Annotated in this window: 17 protein-coding genes; 4 read left to right on the top strand and 13 right to left on the bottom strand. The window is 28.5% G+C overall.

Features of this window, described 5'->3' with window-relative positions:
* Positions 1–254: 254 nt before the first annotated feature.
* The 3 genes from MSCUN_RS02585 to cobK all read left to right on the top strand — a co-directional run bounded on the left by MSCUN_RS02585 (position 255) and on the right by cobK (position 4,158).
* The gene (locus MSCUN_RS02585; RefSeq protein ID WP_245837673.1) at positions 255–665 is read left to right on the top strand and encodes a UPF0146 family protein; all 411 of its coding nucleotides are present in this window, start codon (positions 255–257) and stop codon (positions 663–665) included.
* Entirely contained in the window at positions 665–3,178 is a 2,514-nt protein-coding gene (locus MSCUN_RS02580; RefSeq protein WP_095609196.1) for a cation-translocating P-type ATPase, read from the top strand. Before MSCUN_RS02585 ends, MSCUN_RS02580 begins: the two co-directional genes overlap by 1 nt.
* Positions 3,179–3,381: 203 nt before the next feature.
* Complete coding sequence (gene cobK, locus MSCUN_RS02575) at positions 3,382–4,158, top strand: precorrin-6A reductase (RefSeq protein WP_095609197.1); 777 nt, start codon at positions 3,382–3,384, stop codon at positions 4,156–4,158.
* A 381-nt stretch (positions 4,159–4,539) separates the two neighbouring features.
* On the opposite strand, the gene MSCUN_RS02570 is transcribed toward cobK, so the two are convergent.
* Both MSCUN_RS02570 and MSCUN_RS08270 read right to left on the bottom strand, forming a co-directional pair.
* On the bottom strand, positions 4,540–5,706 hold the full coding sequence (locus MSCUN_RS02570; protein WP_095609243.1) for a proteasome-activating nucleotidase: 1,167 nt from the start codon (positions 5,704–5,706) through the stop codon (positions 4,540–4,542).
* 498 nt (positions 5,707–6,204) lie between these two features.
* The gene (locus tag MSCUN_RS08270) at positions 6,205–6,354 is read right to left on the bottom strand and encodes a hypothetical protein (protein WP_170104003.1); all 150 of its coding nucleotides are present in this window, start codon (positions 6,352–6,354) and stop codon (positions 6,205–6,207) included.
* Positions 6,355–6,660: 306 nt separating this feature from the next.
* On the opposite strand from MSCUN_RS08270, the gene MSCUN_RS02565 reads away from it, so the two are divergent.
* Entirely contained in the window at positions 6,661–7,164 is a 504-nt protein-coding gene (locus MSCUN_RS02565; RefSeq protein WP_095609198.1) for a multiprotein bridging factor aMBF1, read from the top strand.
* A gap of 140 nt (positions 7,165–7,304) precedes the next feature.
* Here MSCUN_RS02565 and MSCUN_RS02560 read toward each other — a convergent pair whose 3' ends face one another.
* From MSCUN_RS02560 to nikR, 11 genes are all read right to left on the bottom strand, one after another.
* On the bottom strand, positions 7,305–7,679 hold the full coding sequence (locus MSCUN_RS02560; protein WP_095609199.1) for a DUF356 domain-containing protein: 375 nt from the start codon (positions 7,677–7,679) through the stop codon (positions 7,305–7,307).
* Positions 7,680–7,909: 230 nt separating this feature from the next.
* Positions 7,910–9,124 (bottom strand): hypothetical protein, encoded by a 1,215-nt coding sequence (locus MSCUN_RS02555; RefSeq protein WP_095609244.1) that lies wholly within the window; start codon positions 9,122–9,124, stop codon positions 7,910–7,912.
* A 78-nt stretch (positions 9,125–9,202) separates the two neighbouring features.
* Positions 9,203–9,679 (bottom strand): hypothetical protein, encoded by a 477-nt coding sequence (locus MSCUN_RS02550; protein WP_095609200.1) that lies wholly within the window; start codon positions 9,677–9,679, stop codon positions 9,203–9,205.
* A gap of 349 nt (positions 9,680–10,028) precedes the next feature.
* Positions 10,029–11,612 carry a Mur ligase family protein gene (locus MSCUN_RS02545; RefSeq protein ID WP_170104001.1) on the bottom strand — a complete coding sequence of 528 codons (1,584 nt, stop codon included), beginning with the start codon at positions 11,610–11,612 and terminating at the stop codon, positions 10,029–10,031.
* Positions 11,599–13,038 carry a Mur ligase family protein gene (locus tag MSCUN_RS02540; protein ID WP_170103999.1) on the bottom strand — a complete coding sequence of 480 codons (1,440 nt, stop codon included), beginning with the start codon at positions 13,036–13,038 and terminating at the stop codon, positions 11,599–11,601. The genes MSCUN_RS02545 and MSCUN_RS02540 overlap by 14 nt, the downstream gene beginning before the upstream one ends.
* Positions 13,039–13,323: 285 nt before the next feature.
* Positions 13,324–14,799 carry a Mur ligase family protein gene (locus MSCUN_RS02535; RefSeq protein ID WP_095609203.1) on the bottom strand — a complete coding sequence of 492 codons (1,476 nt, stop codon included), beginning with the start codon at positions 14,797–14,799 and terminating at the stop codon, positions 13,324–13,326.
* Between the two features lie 109 nt (positions 14,800–14,908).
* A complete protein-coding gene (locus tag MSCUN_RS02530; protein WP_095609204.1) occupies positions 14,909–15,991 on the bottom strand; it encodes a glycosyltransferase family 4 protein in 1,083 nt (360 codons plus the stop codon).
* Positions 15,992–16,225: 234 nt separating this feature from the next.
* Positions 16,226–17,380, bottom strand: a complete 1,155-nt coding sequence (locus tag MSCUN_RS02525; RefSeq protein ID WP_095609205.1) for an ATP-grasp domain-containing protein — start codon at positions 17,378–17,380, stop codon at positions 16,226–16,228.
* A 23-nt stretch (positions 17,381–17,403) separates the two neighbouring features.
* Positions 17,404–17,835 (bottom strand): hydrogenase maturation peptidase HycI, encoded by a 432-nt coding sequence (gene hycI, locus MSCUN_RS02520; RefSeq protein WP_245837675.1) that lies wholly within the window; start codon positions 17,833–17,835, stop codon positions 17,404–17,406.
* Positions 17,836–17,881: 46 nt separating this feature from the next.
* On the bottom strand, positions 17,882–18,637 hold the full coding sequence (locus MSCUN_RS02515; protein ID WP_146192106.1) for a methyltransferase domain-containing protein: 756 nt from the start codon (positions 18,635–18,637) through the stop codon (positions 17,882–17,884).
* Positions 18,638–18,981: 344 nt separating this feature from the next.
* Positions 18,982–19,413, bottom strand: coding sequence for a nickel-responsive transcriptional regulator NikR (gene nikR / locus MSCUN_RS02510; protein WP_180738355.1), 432 nt, complete (start codon positions 19,411–19,413; stop codon positions 18,982–18,984).
* Positions 19,414–19,648: the final 235 nt, after the last annotated feature.

The raw sequence follows: 19,648 nt of genomic DNA, 5'->3' as shown, positions 1-19,648 counted from the left end.
AAGAACTCTTAGAAAATATATAAGTTAAAAAAAACATGTATATTCTACACCTAAAAAAAATAACTTATCATTTATTATAAAAAATAATATTACTTTAAATAATTTAAAACATAGAAATATAATAGCATAAAAAAAAGAAAAAATCTATTTTTTAAAATCATTATTATAAACATATTAAAAAATATATAAATTTTAATCAAATTAATGAAAAAAATATAGTAAAAAAAAATAAAACTTAAGGAATATGATATATAATGACACAAATATGGGATGACTTCACAGACTACATAAGTCAAAATTACCCAGATGCTAAAAAAATAGTGGAAGTAGGAGTAGGAGCAATACTAACACCAGCACAACTACTAAAAGAAAAACTACCAGATACCAAAATAAAACTCATTGACATACATCCAAAAAATGAAACAGTAATATATGATGATATAACACAACCAACAGATTCAATCTATGAAAATTGTGATTTAATCTATGCAATACGACCACCTGAAGAACTACAACCTGACATAATGAACTTAGCAAATAAATATAATACAGATATCATAATAAAACCATTATTTACAGAAGAAATAAACCTTAAATACAAAAATAAACTAAAACTCAAAAACTATAAACGACTTTCATTATACCACTACAAAAGAGGGATTTAATGACAAAATGGGAAGAAATAGATGAAACAACAGTACTTAAAAAACTAGAAACAACAACAAATGGACTAAGTACAAATGAGGCAAATATTCGTCTAGAAAAAAATGGTAAAAACGTACTTAAAGAAGAAAAAAAAGATTCAAATCTTAAAAAGTTTCTAACACAATTTAGCGAACCTTTAATGATACTACTAATTCTAGCAGCAATAGTATCAGCCTTAATAGGAGATATGCTAGATAGTGGAGTAATCTTTTTTGTAGTAATACTAAATGCATACCTAGGATATAGCCAGGAAAACAAAGCAGAAAATGCAATGCAAAAACTTAAATCAATCACTAAAAACACAGCAATAGTAATACGTGATGGTAAACAACAACAAATAAATGCTGAAGACATAGTAGTAGGTGATATAGTAGTACTTGAAGAAGGAGACTGTGTACCTGCAGATATGAGAATTATTGAAGAATATGAAGTTAAAATTGATGAATCAGCACTTACTGGTGAATCACTTCCAATAAAAAAATATTCAAAAGCAGATGATGATAACTCACATTCTAATATTGCATTTATGGATACATTTATAAGCATGGGACGAGCAAAAGGAGCAGTAATTGCAACTGGAATGGATACAGAAATTGGTAAAATTGCATCAATGATCCAACATGATGATAAATCAAAAACACCTCTTGAAATTAAAATAGCTAAACTTGGTAAAATGCTAGGACTTCTTTCAATTGTAATATGTGTAATAATTGTAATACTTGAATTACTTCAAGGAATACCACTTGCTGAAACATTTATGACAGCAGTATCACTTGCTGTTGCTGCAATACCAGAAGGACTTCCTGCTATTCTTACATTAACACTAGCACTTGGTATGCAGAAGATGGCAAAAAACAATGTTATCATACGAAAACTATTAGCTGTTGAAACACTAGGATCATGTTCTGTAATATGTACAGATAAAACAGGAACTCTAACAAAAAATCAATTAACTGTAACAAAATCATATCTTACAAATCCTAATATGGGTTATATGATATCAGCATTATGTAATAATGCACGTATTGATGGTGATAAAAAAATTGGTGATCCAACAGATATAGCAGCACTTGAATTTGCATATGAAAACAATTTCAAAAATACAAATACAACTCGATTAAATGAAATACCACTTGATAGTATACGAAAGAGAATGGCAACAATCAACAAAATAAATGATGATGACTACATTCTAATTAAAGGAGCACCAGAACTTCTACTAAACATGTGTACATACATAGATAACAATGGAAAAATAATCAAACTTGATGAAAATACAAAAAATGAAATACAAAATAAGATAACATCATACACAAATGATGCACTACGAGTACTACTTCTAGCATACAAAAAAATAGATAACTACCAAGATCAAAGCATAGAAGAACTTGAATGTGACCTTACATTTGTTGGAATAATAGGAATGATGGATCCACCACGAGAAAATGTAAAACATGCAATACAAACATGTAACAATGCTGGTATAAATGTTAAAATGATCACAGGTGACCATAAAAACACAGCAAGTGCAATAGCAAAACTTGTTGGAATTAAAAATCCAGAAAATGTAATAACAGGATCAGAACTTAAAAAACTATCAGATGATGAACTACAAGAAAAAATAGTAAATACCAATGTATTTGCACGAGTATTTCCAGAACAAAAAGTTCGCATTGTAAAAGCAGTAGAAGCAAATGGTGAAGTTGTATCAATGACTGGAGATGGAATAAATGATGCACCAGCACTAACAGCAGCAGATATTGGAGTTGCAATGGGATCAGGAACAGATGTAGCAAAAGAATCAAGTGATATGGTATTACAAGATGATAACTTCTCAACTATTATCTATGCAGTAGAGGAAGGACGTACAATATATTCAAATATTAAAAGATTCATAAAATATCAGCTATCAACAAACATAGCAGCAATATTTACAATATTACTTTCATCAATACTAGCAATACCACTACCATTTAATCCAATACAACTTCTCTGTATAAACATAATAATGGATGGACCACCAGCACAATCACTAGGAATGGAAGGATCTGATGAAAACATCATGAACATACCACCAAGTGATGAAAACATCCTATCAAAAGACAACCTAACACACATAACACTAATTGGAATCATAATGGGACTAGGAACACTAGGATTATACTTATATGAAATATCAATTGGAACAACACATCTTGTTGCAAGTACTATAGCATTCACAGTATTTGTAGTATACCAGTTATTTAATGTATTTAACTGCAGATCAAAAAGTAATAAGAAAAATAAAACACTTATAATAGCAGTAATAGGATCATTCATACTACAACTATGTGCAATCTACTTACCATTCCTACAACCAATATTTAGAACAACAGCAATACCACTAACATCATGGATACTTATTGTAGTAGTTGCATTTACAGTACTAATTGCAGAACAAATAATAAGACGCTTTGAAAACAATATAATTTAAATACCCTTTAACCACCATCTTTTTTTTATCCTTTTTTTTATATTCGTAATTATTATTAACATATTAAAATAATAAATGATTATAGTAGTATTAAAAGAATTTTATACATAAAAAAAATAATTATAAATTACTTTTAAAATGAATTTCAAATAAGTATTAAAACTTCTACATAGAAAACATTAAAAATATACAAAGGTGATATAATGAGATACATGGTAATGTCCGGTACATCAGATTCAACAAAAGTAATAAAATATCTTAAAGAAGTTGATGATGAAAACTATATTCTTGCAACAACAGTAACAGATTATGGAGCAAAAATAGCAGAAAATGCAGGTGCTGATAAAGTAATAGCAAAAGCACTAAGAAAAGAAGACTTCATTGATGTAATATTAGAAAATAAAATAGATACACTAATTGACACAACACACCCATTTGCACAAATAGCAACAGAAACTGCAATAGAAAGTACAAAAGAAGCTAATATAAACTACATAAGATATGAACGCACATCAACCAAACTACCAGAATCAGACTTAATACATGAAGTAGCATCATTTGAAGAAGGAGCACATAAAGCATTAGAACTACTAGGTGATAATGAATCAAAACTAATGCATCTTGCAGGAGTAACAACACTACCAAAAATAGTAGATGTAATTGATCCAAAACAGGTAATAGTACGAGTACTACCAAATGTATTTAGTATAACAAAAACCCAAGAAACAGGAATAAATGCAAGTAATATTGTAGCAATGCAAGGAACATACTCAGAAGAATTTAACAAAGCATTAATGAAAGAATACAACATAAAAGTAATGCTTACCAAAGAAAGTGGTGAAAGTGGAGGAGCAGAAGAAAAAATTAATGCAGCATTAGATCTTAAAATACCAGTAGTTCTAGTTAAAAGACCAGTAATTGAAGGAATAGAAAAATATCCTATCGTACGTTCAATTGATGAGCTTAAAGAAGTACTATAATATTGAATAATATTACTTTCCCCTCCCCTCTTTTATTAATTCATCTCTTTTTTTAGAAAAAATTAGTAATATTCTTATTTTAAAAATAAAATCTTAGTATAAAAAATAGTTTTTTTATTAAAAGTTAATTAATGGGTGGTTAGAATATAGAAAAAAAGTATTATCATTTTTTTTATTGAAAAATTAGTCTCAGATCGCCCATCATTCATCATATATTTCAGAGCTCATAGGGTTCATCATCGACTAATATTTATTATATTTATTTTAAGCTCTATTATTTTTTAATCTTCAACTCTTTTTTCAAATTATTTTTTCCACTATTAAAGGAAAAAAAATAATAATTAAAAGAAGGTTAAAGTTTGATGGTTTAAAGTTTTATACTTATACAAACATTACTGTTTCTTCAGCTTGTTGTTTGTTGTGTTTATTTAATACTTTTTCTATTGCTTGGTTGAAGTTTTCTTGTGATACTTCAGTATTTCCATCACGTATTGCAAACATACCTGCTTCTGTACAGATTGCTTTAAGATCTGCTCCTGATGCATTTTTAGCTTTACGTGCTATATCTTGAAGATCTACATCTGCTGTAAGTGACATGTTTTTTGTGTGGATTTTTAGAATTTCATATTTACCTTCTTCATCTGGTACAGGAACTTCTATTATACGGTCAAATCGTCCTGGACGTAGTAATGCTGGATCAAGAATGTCAGGTCTGTTTGTTGCTGCTATTATTCCAATATCTCCTCGTGATTCAAATCCATCCATTTCAGCAAGTAGTTGCATGAGTGTTCTTTGTACTTCACGATCTCCACTTGTTGAGCTTTGAAGTCTTTTTCCTGCTATTGCATCTATTTCATCTATGAATATTATTGCTGGTGCTTTTTCTTTTGCAAGTTCAAATACTCCACGAACTAGACGTGATCCTTCTCCGATGTATTTTTTAACAAATTCTGATGCTACTATTTTTATGAATGTTGCATTTGTTTCATTTGCTACTGCTTTTGCAAGTAGTGTTTTACCAGTACCAGGAGAACCATAGAATAGCACTCCTTTTGGAGGTGTAATTCCCACTTTTTCGAATATTTCCGGGTTTTTAAGTGGAAGTTCTACTGTTTCTATGGTTTCACGTATTTGATCTTCTAGTCCTCCAATGTTTTCATATGTTACATCTGGTTTTTCTTCAATTTCCATACTTGATACTAGTGGATCTTTTTCTGATGTTATTACATCTACAATACTAAATGTTTGTTGGTTTAATGCTACACGTGATCCAATTTCCATTTTGTTTGCATCTTTATCTGAGTATTTTAGTAAAAATGATGGTCCTGTTGAGCTTTTTACTACGGCTTCATTATTTCCAAGTAGTTCTGATACTGTTGCAAGTACTAGTGGTGGTGTTCTAAATCTGCTTATTTCATTTTTAAGTGATTTTACTTCCCTATCTAGTCTTAAGTTTTCATTTTCTAGGATTACTTTGTCTTTTTCAAGTTTACGTATTTCCCATGTGAGATTTCTTTCCATTACTTCATGTTTTTTCTGCATACTCATTAATTCTAGGTCTTCTGGTGTTAATTCATCATCAGCGATTTCAACTTCAGGTGTTTGAACTTCTATTTCTTCATCTGTTTGTACCTGTTTTTGTTCATTGACTATTTCATCTATTGATTTGTCAGTATATTGGTTTTCATCCATTATTGTAACCCTCCCTTAAAATAGTTTTTTTTATGGTGATTTGATTAATTTTTTTTATTAAATTATTTTTTTTCTTATTTAAATTATATTTTTATTACTTTTTGTATTTAAATTATTTAACATTTCTACAATATATAATTTTAAAATCTTTTATTATATATGTTTTTATGTAGCTTTATAAAAAATTAGATTGATTTTACTAAAGTTTATCATAATTATTCTAACATATTAATCTTAACTTAAATTGATTTAAAATGTCTTTATATTTTATATAAGATTACATTTCCAAGATTGTAGTTTACTCCACCATATTTTGTTGCATTGTTATTTTTTTTGTTTTTATTTTCAATTTTTTCATATTTGGTATTTCACTATCTTTTGTGCTTTTTTTGTTGTTTGTTGTTCTATTTCATAGTTATCTTGTATGTTATTATCATGTATGTTTATGTTTTGTGTGTTTGTATCTGTATTCATATTGTTTGTTGCTGCATTGATTGAATCCAAGACATATTAATAATGATAGAACAATAATCCAATTAATAAAAACTTAGAATTATTGAATTTCATAAAGTTATCACTTTTATTATTTTCAATCGAAAAAAAAATTAATTAAAAAATATTTTACTTTTATATAAATTATTAAGAAGTAAATCTCTTTAATTATATAAAATAAAAATAATATAATCTTTCTAAAATAAGGTGTTTAATAATATTATAAGTTAGTAGAAATTAGTTTTTTAATAAATAATATAAATAAGAATGTAAATAAAAATAGAGTATATAAGAAAAAAATTTATTAAGTGAATAGAAATGAACTGTGAAATTTGTGGAATGGAAATTAAAGGTCAACCTTATAAAACAAAAATTGATAACTCTGTAATGATAACATGTAAAGAATGTTCAAGTTATGGTAAAGTTCAAAATGCTCCCCAAAATAATAATCAAAGAAGAGGAAAAGGTAAAACTCGAGGACGTTCAAACCAAAATAATCGTCAACAACCAAGAACATATACAAAACGTCCAAGAGATGAATATGAACTTATTGATGATTATGAAAAAGTTATAAGACAAGCACGTGAGAGAAAACATCTTACACAAAAACAGCTTGGTGAAAAACTCTATGAAAGAGAATCAGTAATTGCACATATTGAATCTGGTAAAATGGTTCCAGATACAAAAACAGCACGTAAACTTGAAAAAGCTTTAAACATAAAAATTATTGAAAAACTAGAAAGTGACGAACGTGAATTCCAAGATCAACGTCGTTTCCGTGAAGCAACAATTGGAGATATTGCAAAAATTAAAAGATCATAAAAAAAAAGAATAACATCCAAAAAAAAAGAAGAAGTAGTAAATAATATTTTTCTAATATATAAATAAATTGAACTACTACTTTCTTACATCTTTTTTAAAATAACTACTTTTTATACCTATATTTAATATTTAAAAAAAAACTATTTTTTATCTTTACTATTTGACTTATTTTTAGATGAGTAATATCCATCAAATATTTTTGCTTTTTTAAATTCTTCACACATTACGTCATATTCTGGATATTCTTCACTTATCACAATTAGATGTGCTGGAGGATGTATTTTTCTTAAGTTCATAATACTTTCTGTTGTTGATTCTTTAACTTTTACAAGAACAGCAACTTTAATGTCCCCACGTGGTTCTTTTTTAAGAATTCTTTTAGTAAGAGTGTATGCTTTTTTTATGCTTATTTGTTTTGGTTTTCCAATTATTGTGAGTTTCCCATGTCTTTCTATATCTGCTAGACTGTTTAATGCTTTTTTCTTATTCATTGCTCTGATTAATATAAATGCCATGAACATCTGCCTCCATTTTGATTTTATAAAATAATTAAGTATGTTATTATATCATATGTTCTATTAAGTATTTAAATTAAAAAAAAATAGTCATAAAAAAAAAATGTAATTCATTTAAAATTAAGTTGTTTATCTAAAAATAATAAAAAAAAAGATTTTATAAAAAAGAAAAAGAAATGTGAAAAAAAAGTACTATTATTTTTTTTCCACTTTTAATAATTTTCCCATTTCTATCTACGTCTGAAGTATGACTTAATAAGAGTACTTCTAAAGACAGCTAGTAGTATTAATAGTACACCAATTACAGTTTGAACATTACCAAGAATATCAAAGATACTAGAATCTATTGGTAAATTCCATACTGGTGCACTTTTACCATTAGGAGCTGCAGTATAATATACACCTACAGCTTTAATATTTTCACGTACGTTAATATCTGATGCATCAACATACTCAACACCCACAATACTACCAATACTAATAGCACGATTTACAGCTTGTGCTATTTTAACAGGATCATATCCATTTTTTTTAACAGCAGTTGTTACAACACTACTTGTAGCTTCAGAGATACCTTTCTCTTCACTACCATATGCTGATACTGTTGGATTATCATTAGATACTGTTATTGTATTTCCAAGTGCTTCATATGCATATACAACATCAAGTGGACTTCCATCAATTGGAGATACTTGATAGTTCTCAGCTTCAGGATAACCTACACTCCAACCATTGTCACTTACTTTACTGTATGGTTTTTCCATCTCATATCCCACATCATTTAACTGTTCTGGTGTAAACATATCACCAGTTGATACACCTGATACAAGATTTATAGCACCACCACCATGATCTTCTCCAGAATCACGTGCAACTTCACCAAAGGCTTGTGCTACAATTTCTGTTGCAGGATAACCATCACGTATCATTTTTCCAATATTCATAGCTGTTTGAAGTCTTACTGTAGATGCAGTTCCAGCTTTAGGGTTTCCTTCAGAGTTACGAAGGTGTATTATTGCTCCTTTTGTACCAGGTGGTACTTTTGCTATTCCCCCACTTGCTGCTTGAACTGTAATTTTACTACTATTATCTACAGTTACAACATAAACATCAAAATCTCCACCTACAGCAATACCTTCTGTTGGATTTACTGCCATAAGACGAATACCAGGATAACCTGATGCTACACTTACAACCTGTTCTGGAGTACCATTATTTTGAAGTTCTGTAAGAGCCTTAATAATAGCTGCTACACGAACATCTGATGTACCTTCACCCCCAGATAGTAGTGCCATTTTATGTTCTTGTGAAAATATAAATGTTGACTGGAACATGTTAGGTGCAAATGACTGGCTTCCAGCAGCACATCCATTAGGATCCTTACCTGTAGGATCTGTTATAACAGCTACGTTCATTGTTGCTGAAGCTGTAGTTGAAAATATCATAACAACTATTAAAAATAATGCTATTTTTGAAAACTTAGACCTATTCATAATATTAAATTCTCCTATATTCTCATTATTTTAATGCCCTGTACCATTAACAGTACTTGTTGTATTATTAGTTGTTATGTTTGTAACATTTTTCTGTAAAATTGAGAAATCCTCAACAACTGTTACAATCACATTTCCTGTTTTTGTATCAACTTGAACATCAACAGCATTAATAGGAGCAATTGATGTACCAGGTATAGTTGATTTTTTTACCATTTCCGCGGCATTCTGTTTTGCATCCGACAGAAGTAATTGTCTTTGAGTAGTAACAAGAGTGTTACCATCAATATAACTTGTAGATCTGAAACCTGCTGCTTCAACATTTGCCTTAATTGTAGATGTAGATATAATATCATTACCTTTTACCATGATACCAGATATTGGTACATCATCACCTGAATGATCAGATGAGGCAAATGCAACATAACTCATTGCACGTCCTGATAAAATTAAGATAAATGCTAAAATTAAGATAATTAAGGTATCTTTTCTAACTTTTATAAACAAAAATTTCACCTCTAATTTTCTTATAATCCCAAAAAAAAATATAAAAACTATTATTCCTTTTTTTTATAGTATATATTTTTTCTTTTATTTTATAAATTAAAAAGCTAAATTTTGAACTAAAAAAAATATTTTATTTCAACATTAACTCTTTTTTAGGGGATAATAGAAAAATAAAATTCCATTAAAAAAAAAGTTTTTGATGTATTTAAATAAACTTATGTAGTTTTATTATCATTTAACTTTTTAAAGATTATCTACATATATGTTTAAAATTTATAGTATATAATTTTAATATTAAATATAAAAAAAATAGGAAAAAAAGGTGTGATGTATTTAATTTAAAGATTACTTATTTAAATGAATGAATTTCATCTTTTAATGTTTCTTCAAATTTATATGCAGCTTCACCTGTAAGTACTATAAGATCAACATTCTTATTAGCTAAAGATAATGCAGTGTATAATCCTGCTTTTACTTGATCTTTTGAAGCACCAAGTGTTCCAATCTTTTCACCTTGTGGAAGATATTCAGGTAGTATAATTTGATTTATTCCAATTTTATTATCAAGTGCTTCTTTTGCACAATCATATGCATTATTTGATGCTGGTATTACATAATCTGCATGTTTAAGTGCATTTTCTAGTATTTCATGATCTCCTTTTATACCTGATTCTGATGATGTTGTAATTACATCAACAACAACATCATACATATTTTTAAGTTCTGCTAGTACTGTTGAAATTCCTGCCGGATTATGTGCATAATCTACCATAATAGTTTTATCTGCTATTTTTCCAATAGTTTGCATACGTCCATCTACACCATTAAATTCCTTAACTCCTTGATAAATTGTATCATAGTCTAGTTGTAATATTTTAAGTGCACAAACAATTGCTGCTGTTGCATTATAAATATTATGTAGTCCATTTACTGATAGTTCAAAGTGCATTATCTTATTATCTGGTGTTTTAAGATCAAATGCATTATGTTCATCATTAATATTAAATGCAAGGAAGTCTGGTTTTTGGTATTCTATTCCACATTTACATGAATATACTCCTACACCTGCAATATATTCATCAACTACTGCATTATTTCCACAGAAGCATTGTTTTGTTGATTTTGATACTGGGTTAGTTTCAAGTCCATATGTTATAACTTCACCTACATAGTCAAGTTTATCAAGTAATGCTTTAATTGTTGGATCATCATTATTTACTATGAGTTTTTTACCACGAAGTAATTCGATAAGTTCACCTTTAACCATTGCATAATCAAGAAATCTTTCATTTTTATCAAGATGATCTGGTGTTATATTTGTTATAATTCCAACATCAGGATGACATGGTTCTGCAAGTTTTTTAAGACTTCCTGTTACTCCAAATGTACCTGTTTCAAGTATGTTAAGATCTCCTTTAAGTCTTGATTGAAGTGCTGGTATATCTGCTGCATTTCCTTGTAGATTATCAAGATTATGTTCACATGGTTTTAATCCTGATTTATATACTATATTTTTTAGCATTGCTACTGTAGTTGTTTTTCCATTTGTTCCTGTTATACATATTACAGGATGTGCTGGCATAAACATATCACATATATCTTCTGGTGTTAGTATTGGTATGTTATATTTTTTTACTTTTTGATATAACATTGATTTTGATTCAATTAAAGCCATTGGTAGTACTATATAATCTGATTTTTCAAAGAATGATTCAGGTACTCCTCCATAGTATATTTCCATATCAGGATAATCTTTTAGTGCTGATTTAAATCTACAATCTTCAGGATTTACCATATCATTAGCTATTACTTTGTATCCATGATCCATTAGTATTCGACTTATTAGATTTCCATTTATTCCACATACACCTATTACTCCAAATACTGTATCTTCATTTATATCTATATTTTTTTTAGTATCATTGGTTGTCATATCTTTTGCTTCCCTCATTTAGTCCTTTTAACATTCGTGTTTTTGCTTGTTCATATGAGTTTGATGCATCAGGTCCTAGGTGTACTATGATATCTCCTGGTTTTGCATATTTCATTGCTAGTTCTGCTGCTTCATCTACTGTGCATACTGCTAGTTTTACTACATCATCATTTTCTATTGCACCAAGTAATTCTAATGCAGAATCCATATCTAGTGTGTTTGTAACTTCCACATATCCTGATGCTATTACAATATTTGCATAATCACCAATTGTACGTCCACTTTCTTTTTTATCACGAATGGTAGTTGAATCTACATTATCATATAATATTATTAGATTTTCATCTTTGATTGCTTCAAGTGCTTGGCGTACACTTTGATCTCCATATGATGCATCATAATAAGCATCTACTCCATTAAATTTACCTAGATATTCCATACGTCCACCAACACCTGTGAAGTTGGATATTCCACGTTTTACATCATCTATGGTTAGTCCATATGTCATACTTGCTGCTATTGCTGCAGTTAGGTTTTCATAAGTGTAGTATGCTACTGTATCTATATCTACTTCATAGTCTGATATTTCATCATGAGTATCTATTTGTATATGATAATTTCCATCATCATCAATTAGTCCTATGTATACTGGTTTATATTTTTCAAGATCAAGTTCTTCTTGATCTTCAAAGTTGAAGTATATTGTGTCATCTCTTTTATATGTTAGTAGATCTCCACATTGTGAGTTTGCAACAAGTGTTTGACTTGCAGGTAGAATACATGCTTTACGATCTACATATTTTTGCATTGATCCACCAAATTCACATAAGTGTTCTGGTCTTAGGTTAGTTAGTACTCCTATTTTAAGGTCTAATTCTCCAAGTAGTCCTAGTGTTCCATGTGGTAGTTCAACTATTGCAATATCAGCACCCTTATATTCACCTTTTATAATGTCATCTACTATTGCTTCACTTACCAGATTCCATTTCATTGATGAGCATTGATATACTTTATATCCTGCTGCTTTAAATATATGTGTTAGCATATCTGTTGTTGTTGTTTTTCCAAAAGACCCTGTTATTCCTATTTTATCCATTGTTAGTATGTTATTTACAATGTCACTAATTGTTTTACGTGTTATAATTATTTTTTGTTGATCTTTTATTTGTTGATATATTGGTGCAGTTTCTGGTATTGTTGGTGCTAGATATACTGCATCATATTCATCTACTTTTGGCTGTTTTTCTCCAAGTTTAAGTGTGATTCCTTCATCTTCTAGGACTTTTAGTCTTCCCTGTCGTCTTGTTGTAAATTCATCAAATGTTTTTGCATCTGATATTGTTACATCTACTCCTTGATGATTTAGTAATCTTGCTACGGGACGTCCTGCATTTCCTGCACCCACTACTAGACATGATTTAAACATTGTTTTACAACACACTCCTTTCATATTTTTTTTAGTAAATTATTATTTCTTTTTTTTTATCTAGATTATTTATTATTATATAAAAAAAAATTAAATTAGTATTTTTCTTTACTTCTTACTAATTATTTATTTTTATTATTTTTTGTATAAATACAATTAAGAAAAAAAAGTCGAGTATGTCTATTTATTAATAGGATTTTATAATATCTATAAAAAAAATGAGTAATGTATTTAAAAAAAAGATTTTAATTAAAAAAAAAAGGGGTGTTTAAATAAAAAAAAATATTATATTAGATCATGCTTTGTTAGTATTCCACTAGCAGGATCCATTCCCTGAGCTCCAAGAAGTAATATCACATCATCATCACCTGCTTCATCTACTACTTTTATAAGAGTATCTTCAAGTTTTTCAATAAATGTATATTTTATACCTTCACGATTTAATGTTTCTTCAAATATATTAAATTCTGATGGTTCAACCCAGTTTAGATGATCTACTACATCTATACTTGATGTAATATAAAGTGTATAGTTACTACGATTTTTTAGTGTTTCTGCTAATGCTTCAGCTATTTCACGGTTTATATCATCACCACGACTTCCACGTATTGCATCAACAATATATACATTTTCGCCTAAGTCATATCCATTTTCTATTGTAAGTTTTATTCCTGATGGATTATGTGCAAAATCATCAATAATCACAGGATTTTCTCGAAGTTTAATAAATCTTCGTGCAAGTGGTTTGTAGTTTTTAAGTGATTTTACTACCTTTTTGTGATCTAAGTTATAATATACACATACACAAATTGCTGCCATAATATCTTGGATAAAATGCATTGATGTAAATGGAAGATCATCATATTTTATGTAAAGTTCATCTGCTACATATATTCCTACTTTTGGCTTATAACTTACAGATAATAATCTATCATCATCATCATAGTTTCCAAAATACATTACATCTACATTTGAATTATTTTCTACAATTTCACTCATCTTTGCAATATTTTTATCCTCATAATTGAGTATGAGAAGTGAACTTTTATCAACATAATTTATTGCACGTGCAGCTCCACTTATTTCTTCAAGTAAATGATCAAATGATCTAAGTAGATTAATATGATCCATTGATGCATTTGTTATTATTGTAACATCAGCATCAAGTGCACTTATCATTTCATAGGCATGATTTTCCATGATTCTATCATCCCATCCTTGAATTTCTGATACTTCAAGTGTGATAACATCAAGACCATTATTTTCATTATAAAATTCTGGTAGTTCTGATGCAACTTTAGGATCAATAAGTGTATTACCCTCAGATTCAGCATCTGTATTTGTATATGTTTTAAATCCTAAATCTGAAAAAATAGTATAAAGAAGATGAGTGGTGGTAGATTTACCATTTGTTCCAGTTGTAGCAATCTTTATTGAATCATTTGCATATTTTTTCACTGTTTGATTTAGTGCATATGCTGTTGCATATTCAATATAGTCTGTTACAATTAAACAAAAGTCTAATTCTTTAGCTACATTCACTGCATCTTCATGAGGATTTTGTGTAATAACACATGAAATTTCCTTATCTTTTGCAATTTTGATACCTTTATCATTTATCCAGTGTCTGATTACTATATCACCAGCTTCTGCACGATTTAAGTACGTGTAATGTCCACTTAATAGTTTATCAGGTCCATATAGTTTTCCATCAATCTTCTGGGCAAGTTCGGATGCATAAATTGAGTTTGTTTTTTGCATTGTTATTTTAAATCCTCCTTACATAATACTAAATTTTTTCTTTTATTTGATTTTCCTTTAAATTTTCATTTTTTTTATATATACTATTTTATTTTTTTTTGTAGCTATATTATATTACACCAAATATGAATAGTGCTATAATTGAGACAACAAATGTAATTGCCCAATATAATAATATAATTTTCTGTTCAGACATTCCATGATAGTTTAATGTATGATGTAATGGTTCAACTGGTAATGTGATAATATGAGCTCTGTGAAGTAAACTTATTATTACAGATACAATAGGTACAGCAAGTGCTATAATTGAAAATATAAAAGTATTTCCAAGAAGTGCTGCTGCCATATAACCTGCACCAAGAGCATAAGAACCAGTATCTCCCATGAAAATCTTAGCTGGGTAATGGTTAAGAACAAGGAATCCAACAGCTGCACCTGCAATTACAACAAATGGAAGTGAAGCCACACTACCTGTTATGACACTTGCATAAATTGCTGATGCAACAGATGCAATAGCAATAATACCAGCTGCAAGACCATCCATTCCATCAATAAGATTAACAGAATTAATAGATCCAACAATTGCAAAAATAGCAAGAGGTATCATCCAAATTCCAATATTAAAACCACTAATATTACTTGATAAAACACCAGGAAGAATTAAAAAACAAGCTACTACAATTTGTGTAATAATCTTCTCAGACTCTGAAGTCTCACTTTTAATTGGAATTTCATCAATTAAAGTAAGCTTATGTTCAGTTTCCACAATCTCTGCATAATCAGCTTTAGCCTTCTCTGATGCAATTCTTGCCTCCTCTCCAGGAGCAAGTGTTAATAATCCTATCTGTACAGGTTCTTCTCCATCATTACGTACAACTTTCTGGTACTCTTTTACCTTAAAACCAAGTAAATCATCAAACATACCAAAAATACCAGCAACAAGCATGAGAAGAACAACAATAATAAGATAGCTACTAGCATTTATCTGAAATAAAATCATAGCCATAAAAGCTACACCTAAGAGCATACCAAAACCACCCATAGTAGGTGTACCACTCTTTTGACGATGTTCTGAAATAATAGGATTATCCCGAATATCAGCTACAAGCAAACCACGTCTTACAGCAGCAGTAAAAACAGCTGTTGCAATAATAGTTAATATAAAAATGAGTATATCGACTTGACCTATCACCTAAATTAGCCCTCCCTTTAAATTAATTTATAAAAAAAAATATAAATTCCATTATATCTAACTAAATATTTTTAACTTAACATTAAAATAAGTAATGTGAATTAAAATAAAAAAAAGAGAATGAAAAGAAAAAGAAAGAAAAAAATTATTAATAATTATTATAAAATTATATCTAATATTTTTTGTTATAATTTAAAAAAAAAATAAGAAAATAATAAAGGAGGTTATAAGTTTTTATTGTTTGAAGTTTATGTTGTGTTGTTTTGCATATTCTGGTATTAGTTCATATGTAAGGTCATTTAGTTTATCATAGTTTTCAGCTCTTATTGTTACGCGTTGATAGTGTTTTGGTCCATGTACGATGTATGAGTTTTTATCTGTGAAGTATTTTCTTTCCTCAAATTTATCTTCTGGGAAGTCTCCTACTGGTATTTCTGTTGATACATAGTTTTTCATTTGTTTTTTTACATTTTTAGCACTCCATTTGCCGGATGCCATGTCTACTAGTTGACATAGTGGATAGATATCTGTTGTTGCTGCTGTCATATATCGTGTTCCACTTGGTCTTGTGTTTAGTTCTATTGTGTAGTCTTCATTTTTGGTTGTATCATGTAGTATATCTATGTCCATTGTTCCTGTTAGATCTATGAGATCTGCTATTTTTTGGGCTAAGTTTCGTATTTCACTATTATGTTGATTATTATCTATGTTATCTATTTTTAGTGGTGCTTGTTTTATTTTTGCTAGTGGATGTGTTCCTTTTAGTGTTGTGATTCCCTTATATACTGGTGTTAGTGGTATGGTTTGGTTGTTATATCTTAGTACTTCTATTGATGTTTCATATCCTTCTATGTAGTCTTCTGTGAAGATGTTTGTTTTTGATTCTATGAATTCATCACAATCTTCAGGTGTTAATGCTATTTTTACACCTATTCCTCCTTGTCCATCTGGTGTTTTAAGTACTTTTGGCAGATTATCATATAGATCTTCCAGGTTATAAGTTGGAGTTATTTGTTCATAGTGTGGTGTTTTTATCTGGTTTTTTTCTAGTAGTTTTTTGGTTTCATATTTATCTGCTGCTAGTGTTGCTAGTTTATGATTTGCTGCTATTACTGGTATATTATTTTCTTTTTCGAGTTTATCTTTCATTGCACCTACATCTATGAGTGGTGGATCTATTCCTATTAATGGTATTATTGCATCTACATCTTCTTTTATTGCTATTTGCATGGGTTCATCCATTCCCCGTTTTACTATGTATTGTTTATCTGCAAGTTCTAAGTTTGCTGCATTTTCATTTGATTCTGTTATTATTGATGTGATGTTGTTTTCTTTTAGATACCATGCTACATCATCAAATAATCTTGATCCTATAAATAGTATTTTCATATTATCTTCTAACTCCCCATTTTTTATATGTTTTCGGTTATTATGTTTGATAGTGTTTCTACACTCTCTTTTACTGGTGTTGATATTTTATTTATGAGTAACATTTCTTCAGGTTGTATTCCTATTATCATTACTTTGCTTCCTATTGTTTTTTCTATATAGTTTATTAGGAAAGATATTGGCATTGAGTGTGTTGATACATTAAATTCATCAATTTGTTTTTTATCGATTATTATAATTTCCCCAGGTGTTGTGTCAAATTCTACTGCATCTACTATTATTATATGTGACGGTTTTAATTGTCGTATTGTACTTGTATCATTTTCTGGTGTTGTTTCACAGTTTAGTAGGTAGATGTTATCTGTGTTTTTATCTGTTATATTTACTAGTTTTTCATATAATTTTTCAGATAGTAATGGTCCTAGTCCATCATCTCCTCTTAGAGGATTTCCTATTGTGAGTATTAGGAGTTTATCATAGTTATCTAGAAATTGTTTTATGTTACAGGATATTTGCTTGTATGGTATTTAAGCCACCTCCCATTTTATATTTTAGTTGTATTTCTATTTTTTCATTCTTTTTTACATTTTTTTGTTGATTTAGTGGTATTAGTAGTGGTGGATTTAGCATTGGTGTAGGTCCTATGCTTAGTGTGTCATTTAGTATTGTGTTTGTTGTGAGTTTTATTGCATTAAGAAGTCCATCATTTTTTACTTTTATGATGATATTTTTATTTATGCATGGATTTATTGTGTTGTTAAATTCTATTGTGTTATATGTTTTTTTATCAGATAGTATTTTTATTTCTGGATGATTATCTTCATAGTATGTTATGTGGTTGATGTTTGTTGTTATTAGTTCTATCATGTTTTCTACTGCTTTTGGTATGAAGATTGTAGTTGGCTTTTTATATTTTATAGCATTGTTTATTACAGGTACTTGTTCTTCATCAATTAATGCTGTATCAAGCATTTCACATATTACTACATCAGGCTTTGGATCTAATTTATAGCAGGTTGCATCTGTATTTATTAGTTTAACATTAGGATAGTTTTTAAGATTTTTTTTTGTATGTTTTAAAATTAGTGGATTTACTTCTATTGCATATACTTTATCAGCTTTTTGTGATGCAAAAGTTGCAAGAATTCCAGAACCTGTTCCAAGATCATATACAATACCATAACTTTCATTCATTATAGCATCTTTAAATATGTTAACTCGTTTTTTATCATTAACTAAATCATCATAGTATGTCATTATAAGATAGTTTTGTAATAACAAATATAAAAATAAAATCTATTCCTAAAGTTTAGGGTTATAAAAAAAAATAGTATTATTTTATAATGTATTTTAGTTTTATAATTTCAGTTATATAATTTGAGAAAAAAATAGTAGTTTTTATTAATAACTTTTCTTTCTATAATTTTTAAAATAAAAAGGAAAGTTTAATTTAGAATTATTATTTAGATTATAAGTATAAGCTTTCTTTTTATAACTAATGAATTAAAGATTAAATAATTAATTTTACATCTTATTATTTATTTTTTTTTATGTGGGTATATTATTTTTTTTTCTTGTGTAAAATTTTTTATCTTATTTTTTTATTCTTCTTCATCTTCATGTAATTGATCAAGGTTGCTTGTTCCTGCACTTGTTAATTTTACGTGTTCTACACCTTTAAGTCTCATTAGCTTTTCGGTTAATTCACGTATTTTTTTAACATCACCTTTTACAATTATTACTTCCAGGCAATATTTCTCATTCATGTGAATGTGTAAACTTGCATTTATCTGTTTCATGTAGTCATGTTGTATGTCAGTCATTGCTTCCATTACACCTACATAGTGATGGTCATATATAACTGCTAGAACTCCTACACGTTCTCCTTCCATGTCATTCATCCACTGATATCTGAGAATATAATCTTTTAGAGCATCACGTATTCCTTTTGATCTGGATTGATATCCCCTATCACGTAATACATCATCAAATTCAGTGAGTAGTTTATTTGGAAGAGACATACTTATTCGCATAATAATTTCTCCAAAGAATCTTTTTTTATCCAAAGAGTAGGTATCTTTTTTTTTATTTAGATTTAAAAATACTTATTTTTCCTTGTGTAAAATAAAAAAAAACTTTTTTTTATACTTTTCTTTGTTTTTTTATAATTATTTTTACTAATTAATAATAGTCATACTTCTAAAAAAAAATATTTTCTTAATAATATTTTTTAAGTATTAATATTAATCTAATTATATAATATATTAT

The organism is Methanosphaera cuniculi (genome assembly GCF_003149675.1).
Classification (GTDB): Archaea; Methanobacteriota; Methanobacteria; order Methanobacteriales; family Methanobacteriaceae; genus Methanosphaera; species Methanosphaera cuniculi.
This window is presented reverse-complemented; position numbering and strand designations above follow the sequence as displayed.